This is a genomic window from Hoeflea sp. BAL378 (assembly GCF_000759435.1).
GTDB lineage: Bacteria > Pseudomonadota > Alphaproteobacteria > Rhizobiales > Rhizobiaceae > Hoeflea.
Map to the genome: position 1 here is coordinate 1 of NZ_JRJG01000201.1, position 3,258 is coordinate 3,258.

Consider the following 3,258-nt stretch of genomic DNA (forward strand, 5'->3'; position numbering starts at 1 on the left):
CGAGCCGGAGCCCGCTGCCGAGCAGCCCGCCGAGGCGGCGCCGGAAACCGCGCTCGTCGCCCCCGACGACGGCAAGTTCAACCAGCGGCTCAATCCCGACGGCACCGAGGTCGACGCCGGTCCGGCGCCGGGTCCGGCTGCCGACGACACCGTCGAGGGCCGCTCTGTGGCCGAACTCACCGATGCCGGGGCCGTGGACGAGGCCGTCGCCGAGCAGGCCACCACCGATGCGCCGGTCGCGCCGGGAGAGGCCACCGCGCCCGCGGCGCAGCCGCTCGGCGTCCAGCAGAAGATGATCCTCTACGAGGAGCGCCTCGGCCAGCAGTCGCTCGAGGTCAAGCAGGGCACCGTGGTCTGGTCGCTGGTGAGCGAGCCCTCCGGCGACGGTCCCGACGAGCAGGTGATTCGTGGCGAGATCAACAATCCCGACAAGGGCCTGTCGGCGCTGATCACCATCAAGCGCAACACCGATCCGTCGCTGCCCGCCAGCCACATCGTCGAGGTGGTGTTCGCCCTGCCGCCCGGGTTCGACGGCGGCTCGATCGACCAGTTGCAGCGCATCGCCATGAAGCAGACCGAGGCCGACCAGGGCAACCCGCTGATCGCGGTGCCGGCCAAGATCACCCAGGACTTCTACATGGTGGCGCTCAACGACCTCGCCGAAGCCCGCGAGGCCAACATCAATCTCCTGCGCGAGCGCAACTGGATCGACATCCCGGTGGTCTACGCCAATGGCCGCCAGGCGCTGATCACGCTGGAAAAGGGCGCCAGCGGCACCGAGGTGTTCAACCAGGCGCTCGACGCCTGGGCAAGGGCCGCCCCGGCGCAGTGAGGGGCAGGCCCCTCCCTCTTGCGGGGAGGGAGCTTGGGACAGGCAGGCGCGCTGCCGCTTGCGGAGAGTTCGAGGACGGATCTACAGCGGCCCGCTCAGGCCAGCAGGCCATCCACGTCCACCCGGATCGTGCACCGGGCGCCTGACGGCTCGTAGGAGAGTTCGACCTGGCAGAACCGGGCGCTGGCGACGCCGGCCCTGAGAAGCCGTGTCCCCGATCCCGTATGGGTCGGGGTCGTGACCGCCGGGCCGCCGGTCTCCTCCCAGTCGAGAACGAACTGGTCTCCCCTTGCCGTCGGCTCGATCCGCCAGGAGATGACGACCTTGCCGGTGTCCACCGACAGCGCGCCGTATTTCGCCGCGTTGGTCGACAGTTCGTGCAGCATCAGCGACAGCGACAGCGCCCCGCGCGGGCCCGTCTGCAGCTCGGGGCCGCCGAATTCGAAGCGCCCGCCCGCGGGTCCCTCGTGCAGGGCCGCGACATCGCGCAGGATGGCGTCCACGGTGGTGGATTCCGCGGTCGCCGACAGCAGCATCTCCTGGGCGCGGGCCAGCACCGATATCCGGTTGACCAGCGACGTCCTGGCTTCGCCGATGTCGCGCGCGAAGCGGAAGGTCTGGTTGGCGATCGCCTGGACCAGCGAAAGCTGGTTCTTCATGCGATGGGCGAGTTCGAAGTTCAAAAGTTGCTGCTGGCGCTCCGCGTCGACCCGGTCCGTCACGTCGATCGCCTGGACGAAAACCCCTTCCGCCCGCCCATCGGCGCCGATGATCGCATGATAGGCGATGTCCAGGATCCGTTTCTCCGCCGCATCGCCGGGCGTGCGCTGCAGCTCGGTCTCGATGTTGCGGCCGATATAGGTCCGACCCGTCGCCAGCACATCGTCCAGCAGCTTGACGAATCCCTGTTCGACAACCTCCGGCATGGCGTCCGCAACCCGCCAGCCGAGGATGCTGCGATGTCCGGCCAGCGCGAGATATTCGGAATTGGCGAAGGTGAAGACGTGCTCAGGTCCCTCGACGATCGCCACCGCCCCGAGCGCCATCTCGAAGATGTGCCGCATCTGCTCGCGCTCCTTGGCCAGCCGGCGCTGCATCAGCACCTCCGCCGTGGTCTCGACACAGGGGCAGAACATGCCCAGCACCTTGCCCGAGCTGCCGCGCACCGGCGAGTAGGAAAAGGCGAAGTGGGTCTCCTCCGGATAGCCGTTGCGGTGCATGATCAGCTCGATATCGTCCATCGACGTGCTGATGCCGTTGTAGGCATCGGCAACGATCGGATCGAGCTGGTCCCAGATGTCGAACCAGATGTCGTGGAAGGGCTGTCCCATGGCCGCGGGATGGCGGCTTCCGCAGATCTTGGCGTAGCCGTCATTGTAGAGCGTGATCCGCTCCGGCCCCCAGACGATGAACATCGGCTGGGTCGAGCCCAGCGCGATGCCGACGATCACGCGCAGTTCCGGCGGCCAGTCCGAGGGTTCTCCCAGCGGGCTCGATGCCCAGTCCATGGCGCGCAACAGCGCGCCGCATTCGCCGCCGTCCTGCAGGATGGGATCGGTTTCAGCCAAAGGTTGAACGAGCGGGCGCATTGTGTGTCAGGACCTTCCGTAGCGGCAAGCGGTTTGCGGGACTCCCCCAATGGGCATTTTATCAGAACGGTACAAGGGCTCTATTAAATTTGTTAGGGGAAGTTACCTGTCTGCAAACACGCCAATCGGGTGTGTCCGGACCTGTAGCCTTTCCGCGGGGGACGAGGCGCCCTGCGGCGGATGCCGCGCCACAGGCACGCCGGACGAACCTTTTCCGGCCACAGGCGCCGAACGCCCGCATGCCGCGCGCGGTTGGGGACGGCGGTCCGGGACAAAAAACCACCCGGTATTTTCCCCACCTTTTCCCGCCGTGCGATACTCGTCTCACCTTCCGCTCCAATGGATGGCCGGGGCGTACGGAGCCCGGGCCGGCGGGAGGCGGTGAGTGCTGGCGGGCGGGGGCCGTACCCGTTGGCCAGCAGCTTGCGAAGCGTCCACCCCGGCCGACGTGCGGGGGCCTGTCCGATCGCGGTGGATCAGGGCAAGGGCCTCCGGCGAGAAAGCCGGAACCGGTTTGAGGACCGTGCGGCACACTGCGCCAGGCCTCGCACCGGCGGCGTTCGATCCGCAGTCATGGCCGGGCCGGCCGGCCCTCCATGGATGCGGCGTCACCGCGAACGCCGGCCTGACCATTCCCTGCCGCATCTCACACATGCGAGTGGGAGAGGGCGGGTTCGGTCTCCGAAGGGCCGAACATGACGAACCGCCCAGGGCTCGCGTCAAGCTTTGCGGGAAGGAGAGCCGATCCGCGCCCGGAAGGCGCGGAAGTCCCTCACCGGTGGGGCGCGGGCGATCGCGCCAAGCCACATCTCTCACGCCACCCCGGGCCCTTCGCCC

1 protein-coding gene and 1 pseudogene are annotated in these 3,258 nt (G+C 68.1%); one reads left to right on the forward strand and one right to left on the reverse strand.

Features of this window, described 5'->3' with window-relative positions; genetic code table 11:
* Positions 1-832 (forward strand): annotated as a pseudogene (locus LL06_RS27805) (hypothetical protein); the annotation flags it as partial.
* Between the two features lie 95 nt (positions 833-927).
* Here LL06_RS27805 and LL06_RS24990 read toward each other — a convergent pair.
* Positions 928-2,421, reverse strand: coding sequence for an HWE histidine kinase domain-containing protein (locus tag LL06_RS24990; RefSeq protein ID WP_081964188.1), 1,494 nt, complete (start codon positions 2,419-2,421; stop codon positions 928-930).
* Positions 2,422-3,258 lie beyond the last annotated feature (837 nt).

Bases quoted from the DNA above. Each gene is read 5' to 3' on its own strand.
- LL06_RS24990 (WP_081964188.1), bottom strand. From the start codon at position 2,421: ATGCGCCCGCTCGTTCAACCTTTGGCTGAAACCGATCCCATCCTGCAG.